This window comes from Mesorhizobium sp. WSM2561, from assembly GCF_000513915.1.
Classification (GTDB): Bacteria; Pseudomonadota; Alphaproteobacteria; order Rhizobiales; family Rhizobiaceae; genus Mesorhizobium; species Mesorhizobium muleiense.
Map to the genome: position 1 here is coordinate 19,894 of NZ_AZUX01000036.1, position 19,775 is coordinate 39,668.

General features: G+C 59.7%; 16 protein-coding genes and 3 pseudogenes. 10 read left to right on the forward strand and 9 right to left on the reverse strand.

The window, feature by feature from the left end; all coding sequences use genetic code 11:
- Nucleotides 1–181: 181 nt before the first annotated feature.
- Nucleotides 182–603 (forward strand): annotated as a pseudogene (locus M727_RS37350) (ATP-binding protein); the annotation flags it as partial.
- A gap of 16 nt (nucleotides 604–619) precedes the next feature.
- On the opposite strand, the pseudogene M727_RS37355 reads toward M727_RS37350, so the two are convergent.
- The 4 genes and pseudogenes from M727_RS37355 to M727_RS37360 form a co-directional block, all read right to left on the reverse strand.
- Nucleotides 620–1,129 (reverse strand): annotated as a pseudogene (locus M727_RS37355) (site-specific integrase); the annotation flags it as partial.
- Between the two features lie 1,091 nt (nucleotides 1,130–2,220).
- Nucleotides 2,221–3,612 (reverse strand): FAD-dependent oxidoreductase, encoded by a 1,392-nt coding sequence (locus M727_RS0124950; protein ID WP_027154926.1) that lies wholly within the window; start codon nucleotides 3,610–3,612, stop codon nucleotides 2,221–2,223.
- The gene (locus M727_RS0124955) at nucleotides 3,609–3,923 is read right to left on the reverse strand and encodes a (2Fe-2S)-binding protein (RefSeq protein ID WP_036263279.1); all 315 of its coding nucleotides are present in this window, start codon (nucleotides 3,921–3,923) and stop codon (nucleotides 3,609–3,611) included. Before M727_RS0124955 ends, M727_RS0124950 begins: the two co-directional genes overlap by 4 nt.
- Entirely contained in the window at nucleotides 3,907–5,052 is a 1,146-nt protein-coding gene (locus M727_RS37360; RefSeq protein ID WP_051505723.1) for an FAD-dependent oxidoreductase, read from the reverse strand. Before M727_RS37360 ends, M727_RS0124955 begins: the two co-directional genes overlap by 17 nt.
- A 270-nt stretch (nucleotides 5,053–5,322) precedes the next feature.
- Here M727_RS37360 and M727_RS0124965 point away from each other — a divergent pair, with 270 nt between their 5' ends.
- Complete coding sequence (locus M727_RS0124965; RefSeq protein WP_027154928.1) at nucleotides 5,323–5,691, forward strand: Rid family hydrolase; 369 nt, start codon at nucleotides 5,323–5,325, stop codon at nucleotides 5,689–5,691.
- Nucleotides 5,692–6,225: 534 nt separating this feature from the next.
- Here the strand turns inward: M727_RS0124965 and phnF are convergent.
- A complete protein-coding gene (phnF, locus tag M727_RS0124980; RefSeq protein WP_051505724.1) occupies nucleotides 6,226–6,960 on the reverse strand; it encodes a phosphonate metabolism transcriptional regulator PhnF in 735 nt (244 codons plus the stop codon).
- A 111-nt stretch (nucleotides 6,961–7,071) separates the two neighbouring features.
- On the opposite strand from phnF, the gene M727_RS37365 reads away from it, so the two are divergent.
- The 5 genes and pseudogenes from M727_RS37365 to M727_RS43210 form a co-directional block, all read left to right on the forward strand.
- On the forward strand, nucleotides 7,072–8,604 hold the full coding sequence (locus M727_RS37365; protein WP_051505725.1) for an alkaline phosphatase family protein: 1,533 nt from the start codon (nucleotides 7,072–7,074) through the stop codon (nucleotides 8,602–8,604).
- A gap of 63 nt (nucleotides 8,605–8,667) precedes the next feature.
- Nucleotides 8,668–9,915 carry an ABC transporter substrate-binding protein gene (locus M727_RS0124990; protein ID WP_027154931.1) on the forward strand — a complete coding sequence of 416 codons (1,248 nt, stop codon included), beginning with the start codon at nucleotides 8,668–8,670 and terminating at the stop codon, nucleotides 9,913–9,915.
- Nucleotides 9,916–9,983: 68 nt separating this feature from the next.
- Nucleotides 9,984–11,081: a PLP-dependent aminotransferase family protein gene (locus tag M727_RS0124995; RefSeq protein ID WP_036263281.1), complete on the forward strand. Its 1,098-nt coding sequence runs from the start codon at nucleotides 9,984–9,986 to the stop codon at nucleotides 11,079–11,081.
- A gap of 269 nt (nucleotides 11,082–11,350) precedes the next feature.
- Entirely contained in the window at nucleotides 11,351–11,491 is a 141-nt protein-coding gene (locus tag M727_RS41745; RefSeq protein WP_156941619.1) for a hypothetical protein, read from the forward strand.
- Nucleotides 11,492–11,612: 121 nt separating this feature from the next.
- Nucleotides 11,613–11,922: pseudogene (locus M727_RS43210) on the forward strand (IS110 family transposase); the annotation flags it as partial.
- A 287-nt stretch (nucleotides 11,923–12,209) separates the two neighbouring features.
- On the opposite strand, the gene M727_RS0125010 reads toward M727_RS43210, so the two are convergent.
- The 4 genes from M727_RS0125010 to M727_RS0125025 form a co-directional block, all read right to left on the reverse strand.
- The gene (locus M727_RS0125010) at nucleotides 12,210–13,046 is read right to left on the reverse strand and encodes a carbohydrate ABC transporter permease (RefSeq protein WP_027154934.1); all 837 of its coding nucleotides are present in this window, start codon (nucleotides 13,044–13,046) and stop codon (nucleotides 12,210–12,212) included.
- Between the two features lie 80 nt (nucleotides 13,047–13,126).
- Complete coding sequence (locus M727_RS37375; RefSeq protein WP_051505726.1) at nucleotides 13,127–14,095, reverse strand: TauD/TfdA family dioxygenase; 969 nt, start codon at nucleotides 14,093–14,095, stop codon at nucleotides 13,127–13,129.
- A 129-nt stretch (nucleotides 14,096–14,224) separates the two neighbouring features.
- Complete coding sequence (locus M727_RS0125020) at nucleotides 14,225–15,181, reverse strand: sugar ABC transporter permease (RefSeq protein ID WP_027154935.1); 957 nt, start codon at nucleotides 15,179–15,181, stop codon at nucleotides 14,225–14,227.
- Nucleotides 15,178–16,362 (reverse strand): ABC transporter ATP-binding protein, encoded by a 1,185-nt coding sequence (locus M727_RS0125025; RefSeq protein ID WP_027154936.1) that lies wholly within the window; start codon nucleotides 16,360–16,362, stop codon nucleotides 15,178–15,180. Before M727_RS0125025 ends, M727_RS0125020 begins: the two co-directional genes overlap by 4 nt.
- Nucleotides 16,363–16,473: 111 nt before the next feature.
- Between M727_RS0125025 and M727_RS0125030 the strand changes: the two genes are divergently transcribed.
- From M727_RS0125030 to M727_RS0125040, 3 genes are all read left to right on the forward strand, one after another.
- A complete protein-coding gene (locus M727_RS0125030) occupies nucleotides 16,474–17,439 on the forward strand; it encodes a LysR family transcriptional regulator (protein ID WP_245268997.1) in 966 nt (321 codons plus the stop codon).
- A 180-nt stretch (nucleotides 17,440–17,619) separates the two neighbouring features.
- Nucleotides 17,620–18,804 (forward strand): pyridoxal phosphate-dependent aminotransferase, encoded by a 1,185-nt coding sequence (locus M727_RS0125035; protein ID WP_051505736.1) that lies wholly within the window; start codon nucleotides 17,620–17,622, stop codon nucleotides 18,802–18,804.
- Between the two features lie 4 nt (nucleotides 18,805–18,808).
- Nucleotides 18,809–19,651 carry a phosphonopyruvate hydrolase gene (locus M727_RS0125040; protein ID WP_245268998.1) on the forward strand — a complete coding sequence of 281 codons (843 nt, stop codon included), beginning with the start codon at nucleotides 18,809–18,811 and terminating at the stop codon, nucleotides 19,649–19,651.
- Nucleotides 19,652–19,775 lie beyond the last annotated feature (124 nt).

The window sequence follows — 19,775 nt, forward strand, 5'->3', positions numbered from 1 at the left end:
GACAGTTGCTGCCGCCATTCAACGAAGGGAACAAAACTCGTGCCAATTTGGCTGGTCGAGCTGAAGAAAGAACTTTGTGATTGCCTTTCAGCTATTTAACCGGGGAAAGAAGGATCGGCTAAAACAATGGCTGTGTCACGAACCCGACAAAGCCGACAGACGGTGCGGATCTAGTCCCTATTTGGACCGTCGCCAGTCCCGCCTTATCGAGCGGCGATATCAGCAATCCGGGCTCGATGAAAAAACTGACGCTCGCCGAGTTCGACTGGTTCTTCAATCCCAAATTGCCGCGCCAAACTTGCTTCCAGCTCCAAACACTGGCGTTCATTGCCGCCGGCGAGAACGCGCTGCTCGTCGGCAAACCGGGCACCGGGAAATCCACGCGCCAAGGCGATTGCCTATCAGGCGATCCTGCACAGCCACAAGGTCCAGTATCTCGAGACCGATGACTTCTTCCACCGCCACGCTCTGAACGCCCCGGCGCAACGCGAAGCCCGGATGCGAACAATCATCGACTGCGATCTCCTCGTGCTGGACGATCTGTTCCTCGCATGCGCCATCCCCGACGAGGCCGGCGCATGGCTGCAGACCCTGATCCATCAGCCAGTAGACCCGCCCGAATCCGCAGCAGTGGCGCGGACAGCATCACATTTTCCATGCTCGACCCGGATGACGCCGCGCCCGCTATCAATGTCGCCGATCTTCAACCCGACGGTCTCCGAGGCTCGAAGCCCCGCGGTGTAGGCTGTCGTTAGGGTCGTGCGCGTCTTCAGGCCCGGGACCGTTTCCAGGACCTGACCACCTCGTCGGCGCTCGACACCACTGGCAGCGTGCGTGGCGAGCGGGCGTAGGCAATGCGCTCCGGGATCTCGGCATGGCCCAACGTCACGCCGTAGAAGAACCGCAGTGCGCACACCGCCTGGTTCAGCGCCGGCCACGAGATCCCCGTTGAGACCAAATGCACCTGGAAGGCGCGCACGTCCTTAAGGCCAAGCCGGTCAGGGGAGCGGTCAAAGTAGCGCGAAAACTTCGCCTCCGCATCCACGTAGGATCGTTGCGTGGCCGGCGACAGATTGCGGATCGTCATGTCTTCGATCATGCTCCGGCGAAGAGGGCTCAACTCGACCATGTCATTGCTCCTGTTCTCAAGATTGCGCTTCAACAGCCGCAATCCTTCAAAACAGAAGCCTCATCCGCAACCGACCCGCCAAATGCCGCGTTAGCGGCTTCGTTGTGTGCCCAGCATGTTCAGCCGCTTGGGGTGAAAGTCCCCTAGCCAACCTGATGGGAGGTGAAGGCTTAGCAAAGCGCAAGGGCATTACCGCGAGGTGGTGTCTGAAGGAAGCGTGGAGCAAAACCGCGATCTGACGAACAGAAACCGGATATGAGGCATCCCTGGCCGGACGAGCGGGCAACGAGTCGCGAAGTCCATATCCATCAAGGGCAGGGCTGTAGATCTGGCAGGTGTGCGGGGAAGGCGATTGAGCTTACATGTTCCGAAAGTTGGAACTGAGGGAACCGCAAGGTGACCTGACCGTGACACAGGAGTCCGCAGACGGCGTAGTAGGTGATGCTGTCGGCGAGGCTAGTGAGGCACTCCAAGGCCGAAAGGCGGAGCAACGGATAGGCCGAGCCGGGAACGATGACCGAAGGTCCGAACGAGTGGAAGTGGCAAGTAGGACTGGCAACTCATGAGTGGAAAGCGGCAGAAGACCCAGTATTCACTGGCCCTGGAACCGAGGAACCGGGGTGAAGCCCCTGTCAGCGGTTACCAAGGCACATGTCGGTCAAACCCCATGACTGGTATAACTTGCTGGCGTTGTCGCGTCTCTAAACAGGTTTGACATAAATTGTAGCAGCCATTTAGTAATGCGACAGTTGCCCCAGTTAGAGATGCGACGCTTCTCGCTTCCGAGGCTGGTCAACACGAAGCTGGAAAGGAAGGCTGGCGATCTCGGCCAGCGTGATGTCCCGCGCATCGTGCGTCCAGCCGCGGCGTGTGGCTTCCCCGGTCGACAAACCTGCTTCGATCACACGCTTTCGCAAATCCAGGCCTGTAGCCTCGCCCTGCCGTCGCTCCTTCCACAAGTCGCTTCGATAAGGGAATCAGAAAACCGTTCAACGCAAACCCATGGCTAAGCCAAGACCGCTCTAAAAGTTCGATGTCCTTGTCGATCAGGGCATCATTTTCCCGGGGGTGTATAGCGGAACATCGCGTTTTTAATCGCGGCCTTGCTTCGTCGACGCGAGTTGTCCGATTGTTAAAGGGCGAAGCGGCGGTCGCACGCTCGCAGGTTCAACGGTGCCGCGCAATTCGGCACCCAGTTGCCCGTTCAAGATCGCGGATGTTGCCATTGAGCACATCTGGCCACGGCAGGGCCCCATCCCCGCGCGCGTGTGCGCCTTAAGCCGCCGCATACCAGAAGCACCATTTGCGATTGCGGCTTCGATGTCACTTCCCAGGACCTCCTCACAACGGCAGACCATAGCGTCGGCGCTCGGTCGCAGGAAACTCGCGGGTGGCCGATAAACTACGTCCACGAATGCCCTCGCGCGGGCAAGCCGCTCATGTTCCTTCCTGAGATCGTAAGCAATCCTGTCTCTCGTAGCTTCTGATATCGCCCCGTGCCGAGAGGCGATGTTCAAGACACTCAGCCTACCCGACAGCTCGGCTGCGTCCGCGCCAAAGATGCCACCTCCATCGCCGGCCACCATCAAGTTCGGGATCGATGTTTCCCGCCAGGCATTGGTCACCGGCTGCCAGCATAGTTGGCGGTCGTTCCACATATGGTCGGCCCTTACCAATCGCGTGATCTGGGTATTGGGGATGACGCCAAAATGCATGAGAACGACATCGCACTCCAGGGCCGTGGTACGCCCGCCGACCGTATATTCAACGCCGGTTACGCGGTCTTCTCCGAGAATCTTTGCATCTTGCAGCGAGGCGGCGGCGTTGATTCCGATCGTGCGGCCGAGGAGCTTCAATCCCTTCAGCAGAACCTTCGGTGCCAAAAATGCGCTCGGAAGATACGGCGTCGCTCGCAAAAAATCGACGAAGGCCGTCGCCTGGAGCAGCGCGACAATGTCGGCGCCTGCGTCCAAAAGCTGCTTTGCCGCAAGAAGGAGGAGCGGACCGCACCCCAATAGCGCAATACGCCCCTCGAGGATACGTCCAGATGTCTTCAACATCAGCTGAGCGGCGCCCGCCGTCATCACGCCAGGCAAGGTCCAACCGGGGATCGGCATGGGCCTTTCAAGGGCGCCCGTTGCAATGACGACGGCTTCAGACCGCACAGAAACACTGTTGCCTTGGTGCAGATAGCTGACCTCGAATGGGTCGGCTGCCACGTCCCAGACCGACGCCTGCGCCAAATAGGCGACGCCACTTTCCTGAAATCGCCTTGCAATGGATGCTCCGTGGGCATCATCCTTATCCAAGGCTCCGCCATTTCTCACTGCCCGTCGCTCCGCCCTTTCGATGGCGCGAAACCTCTGGCCACCGGGAGCAAATTGTTCATCGAGGACCAGCACGGAAAGCCCGAACTCGGCGGCCTGGATTGCCGCGGCCATGCCGGCAGGACCGGCGCCGATGATGACCAGATTCGAACTCATTTCTGCAGCCCCTTCAGCGCAAGCGGCCGAAGTCCGCTTTGCCTGCGAACGATCATGCTTTCCCGCACCGGTACCATGCAGGCGCGTTGATTCGGACGGCCGTCTATTTCCACGAGACACTCGAAACAGACGCCCATCAGGCAATACGGGCTCCGACGGCGTCCACTCACCGGGTTGGTGCCCGTGTAGCCCGGATTGGCGGCGAGAAGGGCTGTGGCGACGGTCTCTCCTTGCCGGGCGGCAATGGCCTTGCCTTCGAAGTCCAAGCTTATGGAGGAGGCCTGATTGATTGCATCATACCGGTTGTTCATCACGCAACCTTTCCATTCCGAACGGGTCGAGAAGGCAGTCCCTTGTACTCTCCATGATCCACTGCGGCAGGAGACGCGCATGCAAAGCCGACAGTGTGATCCCGCTGTGGCATGAGACGACAAATGCCCCCGGCTGCCCGCCCGATTCCTGATAGATCGGATAGCCATCCTGCGTCCGTGGCCTGAGTGCCGCCCAGCACCGGTTGATTTGCACGGATCGCAGCAAGGGCAGTCTGTCAACCGCGCCTTTCGCAAGCTCCTTCAGGATTTGCACCGTGGTGCGATCATCGCAGCCGGCATATTCGCTAGAGCTGCCGATCATCACCGTCCCTTCGACGTTCTGTCGCAAGAAGCCGCTGATCGGGTACTTGAAAACCTGGTCGATCGGTTCGGTCACGATGATCTGGCCGCGTTCCGGACGCACCTTCACCTGGAGCCCGACCTGTTCGGCCAGGGACGGGATGCCTAGGCCGGCTGCGATTACCACTTTCGGAGCTGAGAACTGGCCCGCTGATGTTGTCACGAGAAAGGTAGTGGTGTCGCGAACAATACGCTCGACGATGTGACCGGAGAAAAAGTGCCCACCGCTAACTCGGTAGGCCCGGAGGAGGCTGGAATAGAATTTCAGGGGGTCGACGGATCCGTCCAGCTGACTGAAGGATCCTCCACTTACAGTCTCTCCCAGACCGACATTGTCCAACAACTCGTCGACGTCGTCCCTGTCGAGAATCTCGTTCCGGTATTCGGCTCCCGCGCGCCGCGAAAACTCTTCAATGTGTCTCCTTTGTTCGTCGATCTCCCGGTCTCCCACAGACAAATAGATCTTGCCCCGCGGGTCGAAATGCGGATCGATGCCGGAACACTCACGAATCTCCTCCGCAAACAAGGGCCATAGTTTCCCAGACATCAGCGAAAGGCGGAAATAGGGGATATTGTTGAACCCCTTGTTCGAGATGGAGATCATTCCGAAATTTCCGCGCGAGGCGCTAAAATCGGAATCGTTCCCGTCAACTATTGCGACACTTAGTTGGCATTTGACGAGGCCATATCCAATGCAAAGACCGACAATACCACCCCCTACGATGACGACATCGTAGGTTCGGGAGCTTTTCGGTCGGCTCGTGTCCATATGGCGGCTCCGTGACTACGGAAAATATTGTCTCACCGTTGCATGTGTGACGAGGATCGGCTTGCAGTTGTCCGCCGTCAACCCCGTTAAAATACCCAATTATGTCCAATCTCCACTCTGGCATAGTTCTTGAAGTGAACGACACGAGCGGCATGATGTTGCTTGGCCGTCGACGGCTGATATCAGGTTGATCAACGCTGTTTCGATAGTCAATCACCGTTGCCAGATTTCTTTGATTGTCATCTTTCGAACATCGAAAGGGAGCGTGGGATGAACAGTTCGTTTCCAATCGAGCGTGCGCCGGGGGTCGCTCCCGGACGCAGCTCGGGATCCGCATTCGGCAACCTCGTGTGGGCTGTTGCAACTTCTGATGACAAGAGCCTCGGCCTCAAAGGGCAGATCGAGGCGAGCTTCAGCAAGATCGAGCGTGTTCTCGCGCATTTTCGAAGCGACAGGCGCTACCTGATTTCCGTCAATGTCTTACTGTCGAACCTCGAGCAGAAGAAAGAGTTCGATGCCGAGTGGAGGGCGTGGGTCGGCGATGATCCGGACCATTGGCCCCAGCGCTGCTGCATTCAGGCGGTCCTGTCGGCCGGGACGTTGGTCGAAATCACAGTGGTCGCCGCCCGTCCGTCGTGACCGGTCATCTCAGGAACCGCTTTTCGCTGTTTTTGCTACTTCCATGTCCTGGAGACGGAAATCTCTTCGACAAAGACAAGGTCCTTACTTGCGTCCTGGCCCACCATCAGCGACGGTGCGCCCAAAGGTGCCCCGCATCGCATCAGCGATGTGCACTGGGTTACTTTCCGCACCTTTGCCAGTTGAACTCCTTCTCGAGACGGACAAGTTCCCGGTAGGCGAAATAGAGAAAATTGCCGCTCCAGGCCGAGCCCAAAACCGCAAATTCCATCAGCTCACTACGCAGCGCGCTTAGCGGAAGTCGCCACGCGGTAGATCAATGATGGGGACAGCTGAGAAAATATTCTCCGCCGTCGGTTTATTCGTCAGAAGCGGCGGTACGTGTTTTCGTGAACAGTCTTATAAGCTCGCACGCCGCCTGTCGGGCAAGAAGCGTCGCTGCGCGCTCGGCAAGGGCAATTTTGGCCCGCCACCAATAGTTTTGGAAAGCCATCGGGCGAAGGCCCTCTGCGTGATTATGCTGTTGTAGATCCTTCACATGTCCAGCACGAATTCGACGCGGCTGGAGCAGAAGCAGGTCTCGGCGAATATGAGCGGCATGTCGTTCTGGTCGACATTGGTCGCGATCAGCTCCAGGACGCTTTCGGCCTGCGACATCTGCAGATATCGGGCTTCGTCGGCGGTCGGCTGGCGTGAGCGGACCCGCACTGCCTTGCGGCGGAAATCGTTGATGCCCACTTCCTGCAAGCAGGCGGTGATCGAAAGCCGTTTCTCCTTCTGTTCCACCGCATTCTGGAATGCTTCCCGAATGCCCGGCAGCCGGGAGGTCGGGAAATAATTGCGGCTGTAGCTTAGGGGAACGCCGTCCGCGTCGCCGAGCAGGCTGACTAGGGTCACGGTATCGCCGAGCGGAATGGCGAGGCTTTCAGCCACCAGCTTGGGCGCCGGCAGGTTCACGAGCGCGGTCAGTTTGCGGCCCGGCACCTTGTTGAGGCCGGCCAGATTTTCCTCGAAACGGGTGCGCACGCCCATTCGGTAGAGGATGGGATTTTCTACGACGAAGGCACCGCGGCCGCGCTCGATACGCACCAAGCCTTCGTCCTGCAGGCGGGAAAGCGCGCGGAGCACCGTGTGGCGGTTGACCCCGAAGCGCAAAGCAAGGTCCGGTGCCGCCGGCACGCGTGAGCCAGGCGCCAAAACCCCCTTGGTGATCTCGTCCGCCAGCGTTTCGCCGATCTGCCGCCAAAGATTGATTCCCTCTTTCTGCATCGCAATCCTCATAAAATGGCTTTTACGACATCCGGATTTTGCTTGTCACACAAGCTTCACATTAGACAACTAGTAGTCTAGACTACATCGGGCGCAATATCGAGGCTCAAATTGACTTCTTTTGACCACAAATTCCTTATCGTCAGTTTTGACGGGCTGCGGCCCGATCTCATTGATTCCGTTCAGACGCCCAATATTGCCCGATTGCAGCGACTTGGCGCAACCCTTGCTGCACAACGTACCGTCTATCCCAGCGAAACACGGGTCGCTTTCCCGAGCCTCGTCACCGGCGCCACCGCCAGCCGACACGGCATGGTTGGCAACAAATATGTCGATCGGCTGGCCATGCCGCAGCGCTATGTCGACACCGCCGATGCCGTTCTTCTGGATCGCATCAACCGGGAAAGCAGCGGCATGCTGATGAGCGCACCCACGCTCGGCGAGCTCCTCGGCCGGGCCGGCCGGAGCATGGCGGTTCTCGCTACCAACACGCCCGGTACGACGCGCTTCTTCCATCACAAGGCCGAGCAGTTCGGCCATATCCGCCTGTCAGGCCATTTCCCTGAAGCCTGTACGCCTGCCGATGTGCTTTTGGAGATCGAGCAACGTTTCGGCTCCCTGCCGCCGGTACCGCCGCAGGGCGAGCCGGATATCGAGGCGCAGACGCTGATCACGTCAATCTTCCTCGACCATCTCTGGCCGAAGCATGCGCCCGACGTGACGGTTCTCTCCTATGGCGAGCCGGATACAGCCTCGCATTTCAACGGCACCGGCGGAGCCAAGACCCGCCAGGCGATCGCCCATTGCGATGCCGAGTTCGGCCGACTGCTCGACTGGTGGGAGGCCGAGGGCCGGCAGGCCGGCGTGCAGATCATCGCCCTTTCCGACCATGGCCATATCACCGCCCATACAAGAGTTTCCGTCATCGACAGCCTGAAGGCGACCGGTTTTGTCCCGGATATTGCACCGGGAGACGGCGTCGATGTCGTGGTCGTGCCGGGCCAGGTCGGCGCGCTCTATCTCGCCGACCGGTCTGTCACCCAGATGATCCGGCTTGTCGAGGCGCTGGTCGAAGAGCCATGGATCGGACCGATCTTCACGGCGGCCAGGAACGAGGTCGAGGGGATTGCGCCGGGCAGTTTCGCCAGCCATCTCGTGTTCACCGATCATATCCGCGCGCCGGACGTCTATTTCGCCTTCAGGGCCGATGACGGTGTCGACGAATTCGGGCTCGTCGGCGGCACGTTCTATGACAATCCCAGGCGGCCGGGACTCGGCCTGCATGGCGGGCTGCATCCGAAGGAGCTCGCCTCGGTCGGCATCGTCGCCGGATCCGCCTTCCGCGGCGGCGGCCATGTCTCCGCCATACCCTCTGGCATTTGCGACATCGTCCCGACCATCCTCTCGCTCAACGGCATGGCCATTCCCGACAGCATGACCGGACGGGTGTTGACCGAAGTCATTGCCGGCGCCGCCGACGTCGAGCTTCCCATGGTCGGCACCCCGCATGTCTTGGAGACTGGCCTCAACAGCTACCGCCAGCGTCTCCAGCGAACCAGCGTCAACCGCACAATCTATCTCGATGGCGGATGGGCCAATTCCGAGGCGGTTTCCCCCGCCGGAGCAAGCATGGAACGCGCCTGACCGCTTTTTTTCTAACGCGGCCGAGACGTCTTGGCTGCACCCGCAACTCCAGTGGAGACAACAATGTCCAGGAATATCTTCAGAGCCGTTGCAATTTCACTCACAGCCCTGTTCTCGACCTGTGCAGCGGCAGAGGATCTCAATGTCCTCTATTCCAACGCCTATGTCCTCAAGACGCCCATAGAGGCGATCGCCAAGGGCTTCGAGGCGAGCCATCCGGGCACCAAGATCAACCTGTCGGACGTCAAGGGCTATACGGAGATGGCGCAGCTGATGCTGCGCGCCGCGATCACCGGCGACATTCCTGACGTCGCCTTCCAAGGCACGAGCTTCCTGCATCTTTTCGTCGACCGCAACCTTGCTGTTCCGCTCGACGATTTCATCAAGGCCGAGCCGGATTGGAAGAGTTTCGGCTATTCCAAGTCGATCACCGAGATCGGTGAGATCAACGGCAAGACCTATGGCATTCCCTTCGCGATCTCCATCCCGACCGTCTATTTCAACGCTGACCTGGTGAAGGCAGCCGGCGGCGATCCCAACAACCCTCCGAAGACCTGGGACGGCATTATCGAGTTAGCCAGTAAGATCAAGGCGCCGAGCGGCGGCATTTATTTCGACTACACGCCGACTGGCAACTGGACCTTCGTCGCGCTGGTGCAGGCCGCCGGCGGTCAGATGATGACGCCGGACATGAAGAAGATCGCCTTTAGCGGCAAAGAGGGAATAGACGCCCTGAAGCTCCTGAAGGCGATCGGCGAGGCCGGCATGAAGGACATGAGCCGCGACCAGGCCAAGCAGGCGTTTGCCGCCGGCTCCATAGGCATTCTGGTCACTTCGAGCTCCGATATCGCGCTCTATACGAAGCAGGCGGCCGGCCGTTTCCCGATCATCGTTTCGCAATTCCCGGTTCCTTCGGACAAGGGCCTGTTGCCGGCCGGCGGCAATGCCCTGGTGATCCACACTAAGGACGCCGCCAAGCAGAAGCTTGCCTGGGAATTCATCAAATACGCCACGAACGCCCAGTCCCAAACCGCGATGGCGACCGCGACCTCCTATATCCCGATCAATGAAAAGGCGGTGCAGGATCCGAAACTGCTCGGCGACTATTACGCCAAGAACCCGAACCTGCGTGTTCCTGTCACCCAGCTTACCCAGCTCAATGGCTTCTTCTCCTTCCCCGGTGAGAACTCCACAAAGATCACAAAGGTGATCCAGGATCAGCTGCAGGCGGTCGTCACCCTGCAGCGTTCGCCGGAAGACTCCCTGAAGCAGATGGTGAGCGAAGTCGAAGCCCTGCTGCCCCAGAACTGATTGTTGCCGAACCGGCTGCGGCCGGGTCACCGGCCGCGGTTTCCTCCATCATATCAAGGTCATTTCTCATGTCCCGCGAACCTATCAGCCTCATCCGCACCACGCCTCCGAGCCCCGACTGGCTCGGCGACGAATTCTCGAAAGTCCTCATCGAGCTTTCGAAGCGCAGCGATCTTCCGACTTTGCTCCGAATGCACAAGTTCAACGGCACGCCAGAAGACCGGCGCGTGGGGAGCGAATGGCTGAAGCAGCGATTCGGTCAGGCGCCGGATCCAGACCGCATCATCGTCACCAACGGCACGCAGAATGCCCTTTTCATCACGCTCGCGACCATGGTCGGCCGCGGCGGCCTGCTTCTGACCGAGCGGTTGAGCTATTACGGTTTCCGCCGTCTCGCCAACTTCCTCGGCGTCGAAATCCGCGCGATCGAAATGGACGGAGACGGTGCGCTGCCGGATGCGTTCGAACGGGTGTGCAAGACTGACAAACCGAAGGCGCTATTCCTATCGCCGACGCTCCACAATCCGACGACAATCATCATGTCGCGCGAACGCCGCCTGGCGCTTGCCGAAATCGCCCGCAAATACGGCGTGGTCATCGTCGAGGATGACGTCTACGGTCTGCTGCCGCGCCAGGCACCGCCGCCGATTGCAGTGCTTGCCCCCGACGTCACCTGGCACGCGACGGGATTGGCGAAATGCGTCTCGCCAGGCTTGCGCCTCGGTTATCTCGTGGCACCAGATGCGGCGGCTGCCGCCAAGGCCTTCCAGCCGGTCAGCACCACCTCCACCTGGTTCGTCTCGCCGATCTCGGCGGCGATCGCCGAGAACTGGGTCGACAACGGCGTCGGCGCCCGCATCCTGGAAGCGGTTCGCGACGAGGCCGCCGCCCGCCAGGGGATTGCCCGTTCGATCCTCGACGGCGCGAGCTACACAGCGAAGCCGGAAGCACTGCACCTTTGGCTCGACCTGCCGAAGCGTTATACACAGGAAGACTTCATCGCCGCCTGCGACAAGCAGGGCGTCGTCCTGCGCAGCGGCGAAATGTTCGCCGTGTCCAAGGAACAGGCGTCTCCGGCGATCCGCATCGTCCTCGGCAGTCCGCGCGATCGCGAGGAACTGAGGCAGGCTCTGGAAGGCGTAGTGACCGTCCTCAAGGCGGCATGAGCGCAGGGCATGACGAAGACGCTCTTGCGCGACCTTCGTCCAATGGCCAGTCCCGGTCATGACAACGCGCCGATCGACATCCTGATCGAGGACGGCAGGATTGCTGGGCGGGGACAGGTGGAAGCGCCTCCCGGCGCCGAAATCGTCGATTGCGCTGGCGCCTTCGTCAGTTCCGGCTGGATGGACCTGCATGTGCATGTATCTAACACAGCGTCCGCGACATCTCTCTTCGCCCCCGCGATTGCGTCCTTGGCTATGGCGTCACCACAATGCTCGACAACGGCTCGGCGGGAGAAGCGAGTTTCCCCGGTTTCCGGGAAAATATCGTCTACCCGTCGCCGGAACGCGTCTACGTTGTGATCAATATCGGGTCGATCGGCCTCACGGCGCGCAACCGCTATCCGGACTGATCTTGGCGCAATTTTCGTCTCGCTGGAACTGTCTCGCTCAAAATGGTTGATCACCGCCCTGTCGCCCTGTGGCGGCGAGAAGATGTCAAATCACATGGTGGCGGCGGACAACGCCGCCGAAATGCTGGCGCGGTTTGCTGAACTCGGGCGGAAGGCGCAAGCGCGGACCGGGACATGCTTTCCGATCGTCGTCATCCAGGAGGTCGGGTTTGAGGGCTTCTGGATCCGTCGCGTGCTGCAGGCCGAAGATATCGAAAGCCACGTCGTCGATCCGGCCTTGATCGCGACCTCGCGTCGACGGCGCCGTGCAAAGACCGACAAGATCGACGGCGAGGGCACTGATCCGGGATCCGGGCGTTGCTCGATGCTCCGAGTGCCCGACGCCTGAAGAGGAAGACCGTCGCCGCATCTCGCGTGAACGCGAGGCATTGACGCCTGTCCGATACGGCACGCGCAATCAAGGTTCTGCCTTCCACCATGGCATCCTTCGCCGACGCCGCACACGCGCCCTTTATCAGCCTGGCGAAGTTGATCCCCCAATGAACGCCAGGCCACAATCCCCATAGCGCCGGTCCTGCTCGCAGATCCGTTCAATCCGGCTTGCAATGAGGTCCGACGTCGTGCCAGACGGGCAGACCTTGGAGATGACACTGTAAAGTCCCTGCTACGGCGCCCAGGAAATCGCATTGGCTTTGGCTTTCTAGGATTAGGCTAAGTTTCACTTCACCGCCCCCCCGGTTATTCCCTCGACGAACCAGCGTTGAGCGGAGAGGAATGCAATGATGAGGGGAGCGACGATGATGGTAGATGCCGCCATGAGCGGGCCGTAGTCGTTGCCTGCCTCTTCGTTCTTGAAAGCCATGATGCCGAGTGGCGGCGGCATCAGGGACTGGTCGCGAACCGCGATCAACGGCCAGAACAAGCTGTTCCAGTGACCAATCACAGAGAAGATACCGAAGGCGATAATTGCCGGAAGCGCCATAGGCACCATGATCCGCCAGACGATGGCAAGTTCGGAGGACCCATCGAGCCTTGCGGCGTGAATAACATCGTCTGGAATGGTCTTGAAGAACTGCCGGAACAGGAAGATGCCGAAGGGTGAGACGACGTAAGGGAAGATCAGCGCGGCATAGGTGTTGAGGATGCCGATCTGGTAGCCGAGGATGAACAGCGGCAGCGAGAGCACCTCATGAGGCAGGATCAGCGCGATCAGCACCATGGCGAAGAGCAGGCTCTTGCCGGGAAAATCGAGCTTGGCGAGCGCATAGGCTGCTGGCGCGCAGACGAGGACCTGTAGGATAACGATCATCGTGCAGACGAAGAGGCCGTTCAGCATGTAGCGCGGCAATGGGGCCTCGGTCAGTGCTCTCGTATAGTTCTCGATGCCGTAGAACTGCTGCGGCCAGAAGGAGAAGGAGGCGCGGAAGATCTCGCCCGGCGGCTTGATCGACAGCGACACCATCCACACGAAGGGGACCAGGATCAGGGCTCCGGTAATCAGAAGCGCGGAATGGCGCAAAATTGCCGACGTCGGCAAGAGGAGACGAGTGCTCATTGGTAGTGAACTCTTTTGTCCATGAATACGCCGTCGCGAGCAACGAATTCTAGAAGTAGAATTGTGGCGAACTGGCTTCGCTAAATGCCGGATGACTTCGACGGTGGCCTTACGCCCCGTCCGCGTCCCCTTTTGGCGACGGTCTTCGGTGCAAACGCGGCGATGGGAGTTTCCCCTTCCAGAGCAAGATGGAACACTGTCCGGTCCTGCGTAGACTCCCAACCTTCACGGTTGTGAAGGACCGCCCGGTTGTCAAAAATTACAAAATCGTTGGCTTGTAATGCTACGCGCCATTGATCCGATAGCGAAAACACCGCAGCCCACAAGCGCTCGAGCAAGTTCCTGCTCTGTTCGGAGGAATAGCCTTCGATCAATGCGTCGCGCCGTCTCGGCAGGTAAAGGAATGGCCGATTTGTCGATGGGTGCAGTCGAACAAGAGGGTGCCTTGGCCCTTCCGCCCGCTTTTCGTCTTCTACCGACGCTCCAGCCATAAAGGTGTTGAAATCTTGGGATCGGTTGTGAACGCTGAACACGGCTCTAAGAGTCGAAATTTCCTTCTTTAGATCCGAAGGCAGCTTCTCGTAAAGCGTGTATGAGCTCATGAACCCTGTACGCGGTGGATTGTCGGGAGCCTTGCGTGCGTAGAGGACAGAGTATGCGTTCGGCGTCTCGCGGTGGCATCCATCAGTATGCCAAATCTGTGCCGCGGCACCTTTGTCACCGACCGGTCGACCATCCGACGCCGTAGCGTTAGACAAGACTTTAAGCTCCGCGCGTCCGCTGGGCTGAACCGAATCCATCTCCTCCGTATTCTTGCGATCCGACAGTATCGTTCCAAATAAGTTTGCGAATCCCACGATTTCATCGTCGGTGAGGGCTGGCTGCTGGAATCGCAGTACGAGGAACTGGTCCAACGCTTGCTTCAGAGTCTGTACGACGGCTGCGTCGGGTGACCTGATCAGAGCCGTTACGGAGATTCCCGTTACGTCCGCTCCCAAAAATGGCGATGCCGGTGTTACCGTCATAACGCTAGTGTTTATGTCGCTCATTTTATCTCCGATCTTGCTGAGCTGATCTAGTGATATCAGGTAGACACTCACTAGGGCGCGCTGTCGCGCCTATGCCCTTATCTCGCTCTGAAAAGCGCAGCACCGCCGGCAAGGTGGGCAATGGGTGCGTCATTGGTAGTGAACCCTTTTGTCCATGACGTGGACCTGGATGAGCGTCAGCGTGACGACTATGAAGAGGAAGACGACGGCAATCGACGCGCCATACCCGGTTCTGAGATATTCGAAGCTCTCGCGATAAAGCGTGTAGAGCAGCATCTCGGATGAATGCCCCGGTCCGCCTTGCGTCAGCACCTGCACGGTGTCGAAGGTCTCGAACGCTTTCAGCGCGACGACAATGAAGATAAACATGGTGACGGGACCGAGCATCGGCAGCGTGACGGTGCGCAGCCGGTCGAGCCAGAGGTCGGCACCATCGATGTGAGCGGCGTCATAGAGGTCCTGCGGGATCGACTTCAGCCCCGCGAGGAAGAGCACCATGGCATAGCCGAGGTTCTGCCAGATGCCGATCACGGCAAGAACGGGAAGCACGGTGTTCTCGTCGCGCAGCCAGCTGGCGGTCGGGATGCCGAGGCCGGAAAGCGTCTGGTTGACGAGGCCGATGGTCGGGTGAAGCAGCGCTTCCCAGGCGATCGCCATGGCCGTCAGCGCCGCCATAAACGGCAGGAAGTGAATGGCGCGATAGAAATTGCGGCATGACTTGCCGCTTTCGATCAAAAGCGCGATCACAAGCCCCATCACGATCGTGCCCGGTACGACGATCACCACATACACGATGGTGTTGACCAGTGAGGTGCGGAAGCCCTCATCAGAGAGGACTTCCCGGAAGTTGCGGAAGCCGACGAAGGAGAGCGAATTTGCGCCGAACTGCCAGTCGGTCAGCGCAATGGCGAAGATGCCGAAAACCGGCAGGAAGAACAGAACAATGAGCAGGATAAGCGCCGGTCCGGCCAGCAACCAGGCGGCGAAGGTTTCGGCGATGCGTTGTTGGTGCAGCGCCCTTCGGGCTGCGGATGAAATGGTCGAAGAAGCGGCCTGTTTCGCCGGATGGGAAGCTGCGACGCTCATAACGCGAGCTCCTTCATCCGCAGCACGGTGCCACTGCGATGACGATCCTGATGCTCCTGTCGCAAGCGCCTGCCGTCGGCGGCAAACAGCAACAGACGTTCCGGCCTGATGCCGAGATGCAGCGTCTGGCCTGAAACAATCTGCGGGGCGCGCTCTGCCAGTAGCCGGGCAACAACCGGATGTTCGGTTCCGGGAACATCCAGATGAACATAGAGGTCGGAACCCATGTGCTCGACCAGCCGCACCGCACCGGTCAACACATTCGGACCCGCAACATCCACGAGGTGGAACGCCTCCGGGCGGATGCCCAAGGTGATGGCGGTGCCCGACGCGACATCGGCTGGAATGACAAAGCTCGTGCCAGCCGTATCGACACGCCCGGTTTCGCGCGGTCTGGCTTCCAGCATGTTGATCTTGGGAGATCCAATGAATTCGGCCACGCGCCGGTCGTCGGGATCGGCATAAATCTCCTGCGGCGGCGCCACTTGCAACAACTCGCCATCGAGCATCACCGCCACCCGGTCCGACATGGTCATGGCTTCGGATTGGTCGTGGGTGACGTAGACGAAGGTGACGCCTAAACGCTTGTGCAGTTCCTTGATCTCGGCGCGCATCTGGACGCGCAGTTTGGCATCGAGATTGGAGAGCGGCTCGTCCATCAGGAACACGGCGGGCTGGCGCACCATCGCGCGCCCCACCGCAACGCGCTGTCGCTGGCCGCCGGACAGTTGACCGGGCTTGCGGGCAAGCAGGTGACCGATACCGAGCGCCTTGGCGGTGCGCATCACGTCCTTCTCGATTTCCGCGACTGCTGCCTTCGTCCCCGGCAGGAACCGGCCGGCCAGCGGCAGCCTCTGCCAGGCCGACAATCGACGCATCCTCAGCGGAACGCTCATGTTCTCCTGCACCGTCATATGTGGATAGAGGGCATAGGACTGGAACACCATGGCCACATCGCGCCGCTTCGGCCGCACGCCGTCGACGACACGCTCGCCGATCGCTACGGAACCATCCGTCTGCACCTCTAACCCCGCCAGGATCCGCAAGAGTGTCGACTTGCCGCAGCCCGACGGACCCAACAACGTCAGAAATTCACCATTGGCGATTTCGAGTGAGACATCGCGCAGGACGACCGTCGCGCCAAAAGTCTTTTCTATTTTTTCGATGGTTATGGCCGCCATTTTGCAGTACCTCGCTTTCAGCCGGCCAAAACATGAACCGCTTGATGTCTGGATCGCCGTGACCTTTGGCGCCGTTGTGTTACATATGGATGACATACATCGAATAAACCGATGGGAACGGCTCGCCTCTGGATGGATGGCTGCAATGTCTGCGGAGTACAGTCTGTGAGGGAGCAACAGGATCTGTCTCTCAACGCCGTTCGCGCGTTCGTGCAGGTGGCACGCGACGGCAGCGTCACCCGAGCCTCGAAGACACTCGGCATTACCCAGAGCTCGGTGAGCCGCCACCTCGCAGTGTTGGAAGTGTATCTCGGGGCCAAGCTGCTCGAACGGTACGGACGCCAGAGTCAATTGACCGATTTCGGGCGGCTTTTCGCCGATGCCGTTGCCGAGCCGCTGGACACGATTTTCTTTACGGCAAAGCGGATGCGCCGCGGTGACGGGAAGGATGCCAACCGACTTGTCGTGAGGACGTCGCTCTCGACCTTCGCCTATACGGTGCTCATCCCCAATCTGCGCGACTTCTCTAAGGAAATGGGTGGCGTCACGGTCGACGTCATCAGCGCCCTGTCTGGCCCCGCCTCAACCGACAGCTTCGACGTGCTTTTGACCCGGGATCTGACGCTGACCGAACCTGGAGATCGCTGGGACTTCTATGACGAGCAGCTCGTTTGCGTCGGTGCGCCGGACTGTGCCGCCGGTCGCGGCTTAGAGGCGTTGCGCACCACCCCGGTGATCGCCGTCACCTCGCGGCCAGACATCCTCCCGACCTGGCTTCGCGGCATGGATTTGAAGACTTCGGACATCATCTCGGGTGCACGCTACGACCACCATTATCTGGCCTTGCCGGCAGTGACGACCGGCAACAGCCTGCTGGTGACGCCTCATATCGTCGTAGCGGAACTGATCCGGCAAGGCCTCCTGGAGGTGGTTGCCCGCTCCCGCGCGCCGAGCGGCATGCAGTACCGCGCCTATGCGATTGATCGGGGTTCCAACTTGGATGTGGCGCGCGGCTTCTGCCGCTGGTTGACTCGGCTTTGCAAGAAAATGACAGAAATAGACGTGCCAGCCCAATAGGGGGCGGGGTTGATCATATCGCGAAATACGATCATTCGGCTCTGTTTGCGCGATGGCTAAACTGGCCAGCGCAATACTCCCCGGTTAGGTCTGGGTCAGATTCAGTTTTTGAGGAGAGGTGCATTGTTGCCACTCATCGCCAAGAGGCTACAGGCCGTGCGGCCTTCCCAGACCAAGGCCATGACGGCTGCGGCCGCCGCCCTTAAGGAGAAGGGTATCGATGTCATTGCGCTCAGTCAGGGCGAACCGGATTTCGATACCCCCGAGCCGGTCCAAAATGCCGGGATCGCCGCAATTCGTGAAGGCAAGACGCGCTACACCCCGGTCGCCGGCGTCAAGCCGCTCCGCGAAGCGATTCGTCAGAAGCTGATCCGCGATAACAGTCTCGACTATGACATCGACCAGATCACGGTCGGCTGCGGCGCCAAGCAGGTGGTGTTCAATGCTTTGTTCGCCAGTCTCGATCCAGGTGACGAGGTGATCGTTCCGACCCCATGCTGGGTGTCTTATCCCGACATGGTGCGACTTGCCGGCGGTGAACCGGTTCTTGTCGAGTGCCATGAGCATTTCGGGTTCAAGCTGAAGCCCGCAGATCTGGAGGCGGCGATCACCTCACGTACCAAGTGGCTGATGCTGAACTCGCCCAACAACCCGACCGGGGCAGTCTATTCCAAGGCCGAGCTCGCCGCACTCGCCGCAGTGCTTCGCCGGCACGACCGGGTGCATGTGCTTGCCGACGACATCTACGAGAAGCTCGTTTACGGCGTACGTTTCGCGACGATGGTAGAGGCCGCGCCCGATCTCATCGACCGGACCCTGACCATCAACGGTGTTTCCAAATCCAGCGCTATGACCGGATGGCGGCTCGGCTACGGCGCCGGGCCGATAGAACTGATCAAGGCGATGAACACGATCCAGGGACAGACCTCGTCCCATACCAGTTCGATCTCGCAATATGCGGCAATCGAGGCGATCGGCGGCAACCAGAACTATATCGGCGATTTCGTGGCCGACTTCGAGAAGCGACGCGATCTCGTGGTTGAGAAGATCAACGAGGCGCAGGGCCTCAGATGCCGCACACCGGACGGCGCCTTCTATGTTTTTGTCAACTGCGCTGGCGTAATCGGCAAAGTCACCCCCCAAGGCAAGGTGATCGAGACGGACGTGGATTTCGCCATGTTTCTTCTCGAGCAATTCGGCGTCGCCGTTGTGCCCGGCAGCGGCTTCATGGCTTCGCCCTATGTCCGCATCTCCTACGCCGCTACGATTGAAGAGCTGCAGCGTGCCTGCGGCCGCATCCTTGCAGCCTGCGAAGCCGTTTGCGAAAGTGAGAAGACCTATGAGCAAAGCAAAGCAACTGCGTGACCGAGTGGCCGAGCGGGGCCTCGTCCACATCATGGCGGCCCATAGCCCGCTCTCGGCAATTCTCGCCGAAGAAGCTGGCTTCGATGGCCTTTGGGCGTCTGGTTTCGAACTTTCCGCTCTCTATGGGCTGCCCGATGTCAGCCTGATCTCGATGACCCAGCATCTCGACATGGTGCGTGCCATGGGCGAGCAATCGTCCCTTCCGATCATCGCCGATATCGACACTGGCTTTGGTAACGCCATCAACGTAATCCATGCCGTAAAGCAGTATGGGCGCGCCGGCGCGGCCGCCGTTGTCATCGAAGACAAAACCTATCCGAAAGTCACCAGCCTTGTCGCCGGCGGGCGGCAGGAACTTCTTCGGATCGAAGAATTCCAAGGCAAGATTCGTGCTGCGATCGCAGCCAAATCCGATCCGGATTTCCTCGTGATTGCCCGCACTGAGGCACTGATCGCAGGTCTGGGTGAGGCGGAGGCGCTGAAGCGGGCTGCATCCTACGAGGCTGCCGGGGCGGATATGATCCTTATCCACTCCAAGCAGAAAACACCGGATGAAGTGGAAAGCTTCGTGCGGGCCTGGGAGGGCAAGGCACCCGTCGTGATCGTGCCGACCGCCTATCCCGAGATGAACGAAGCGCGGATCAAGGCGCTCATCAAGATCGCCATCGTTATTTACGGCAACCATGCGATCCGCGCCGCGGTGACGGCGATGCAGGATGTTTTCGCGCGTGTCCTCAGGGATCGCGGCATTCACAATGTCAACAAAGACATCGTCCCCGTCGAAGAAATCTTCCGTCTGCAGAAGATGGATCAAGTGAAGGCGGACGAGAAGAGATTTCTGGCTTAGCCTTGGGACTGAATTCTAAAAGGTTCTTGGGGCCATAGATGGTGCAAGTCCCGCGCAATGATGGCGTTCAGCTGTGAATGAGGTTTGGGGTTCATTGACAAGGCAGTAGCCTGGGTTGCGCCCG

Excerpts from the sequence above, each read along its gene's own strand:
- M727_RS0124950 (WP_027154926.1), bottom strand. The coding sequence starts at position 3,612 with ATGAGTTCGAATCTGGTCATCATCGGCGCCGGTCCTGCCGGCATGGCC.
- M727_RS0124955 (WP_036263279.1), bottom strand. The coding sequence starts at position 3,923 with ATGAACAACCGGTATGATGCAATCAATCAGGCCTCCTCCATAAGCTTG.
- M727_RS37360 (WP_051505723.1), bottom strand. The coding sequence starts at position 5,052 with ATGGACACGAGCCGACCGAAAAGCTCCCGAACCTACGATGTCGTCATC.
- M727_RS0124965 (WP_027154928.1), top strand. The coding sequence starts at position 5,323 with ATGAACAGTTCGTTTCCAATCGAGCGTGCGCCGGGGGTCGCTCCCGGA.
- phnF (WP_051505724.1), bottom strand. The coding sequence starts at position 6,960 with ATGCAGAAAGAGGGAATCAATCTTTGGCGGCAGATCGGCGAAACGCTG.
- M727_RS0124990 (WP_027154931.1), top strand. The coding sequence starts at position 8,668 with ATGTCCAGGAATATCTTCAGAGCCGTTGCAATTTCACTCACAGCCCTG.
- M727_RS0124995 (WP_036263281.1), top strand. The coding sequence starts at position 9,984 with ATGTCCCGCGAACCTATCAGCCTCATCCGCACCACGCCTCCGAGCCCC.
- M727_RS41745 (WP_156941619.1), top strand. The coding sequence starts at position 11,351 with ATGCTCGACAACGGCTCGGCGGGAGAAGCGAGTTTCCCCGGTTTCCGG.
- M727_RS0125010 (WP_027154934.1), bottom strand. The coding sequence starts at position 13,046 with ATGAGCACTCGTCTCCTCTTGCCGACGTCGGCAATTTTGCGCCATTCC.
- M727_RS37375 (WP_051505726.1), bottom strand. The coding sequence starts at position 14,095 with ATGAGCGACATAAACACTAGCGTTATGACGGTAACACCGGCATCGCCA.
- M727_RS0125020 (WP_027154935.1), bottom strand. The coding sequence starts at position 15,181 with ATGAGCGTCGCAGCTTCCCATCCGGCGAAACAGGCCGCTTCTTCGACC.
- M727_RS0125025 (WP_027154936.1), bottom strand. The coding sequence starts at position 16,362 with ATGGCGGCCATAACCATCGAAAAAATAGAAAAGACTTTTGGCGCGACG.
- M727_RS0125030 (WP_245268997.1), top strand. The coding sequence starts at position 16,474 with ATGGGAACGGCTCGCCTCTGGATGGATGGCTGCAATGTCTGCGGAGTA.
- M727_RS0125035 (WP_051505736.1), top strand. The coding sequence starts at position 17,620 with ATGACGGCTGCGGCCGCCGCCCTTAAGGAGAAGGGTATCGATGTCATT.